The sequence below is a fragment of the Paenibacillus sp. 01T422 genome, assembly GCF_056398785.1.
In genome coordinates, this window is sequence record NZ_JBFTQB010001575.1 from 1 (window position 1) to 546 (window position 546).

Consider the following 546-nt stretch of genomic DNA (forward strand, 5'->3'; position numbering starts at 1 on the left):
CCCAAGTGTACCTGCAGCAGGGTCGTTACACTTCTCACCTGGTAAAGGATCAATTAGTTTTACCATAACATTAATTAATGGTCTGGGTGTAAAATATTGACCGGCTCCMGACTTCTTTTCGTTTGCGTTTTTCTCTAAGAGTCCTTCATATAGATCTCCAAGACCTTCCTCACGTGCACTATACCAGTCCAATTGATTTATGGAATCAATAATGATCTCCAAGTTCTTTGGCTGTTTTATATTTGAAGAAGCATTTGCATAGATTTGTTGAACAAGATTATTTCCTTTCGTTCCAAGTTCCAACAAGGCTCTTTTGTAATGATTAAACAGCTCTATTCCTTTTTTAGAACCTAATTCGTCCCAGCGAAATTCCGCCGGGATAGGTTCTTCTCGATCTGTCTCTTTCATCATTTTTAAAAAGAGAATATAAGTAAGCTCAGTAACGTATTCGTGGTAAGTGATTCCGTCATCGCGTAGAACATTACAAAGATTCCAAAGCTTCTGTACAATTTCCTGTGTGTTCATTTGTTTATGCATCTCCCCGGT

The 546-nt window shown here is 38.3% G+C and carries 1 protein-coding gene; it reads right to left on the minus strand.

Features of this window, described 5'->3' with window-relative positions:
* Positions 1 to 525: N-6 DNA methylase (locus AC1DUA_RS40245; RefSeq protein WP_477504966.1), on the minus strand; the 525-nt coding region annotated here is incomplete at its 3' end.
* Between the last annotated feature and the right edge of the window lie 21 nt (positions 526 to 546).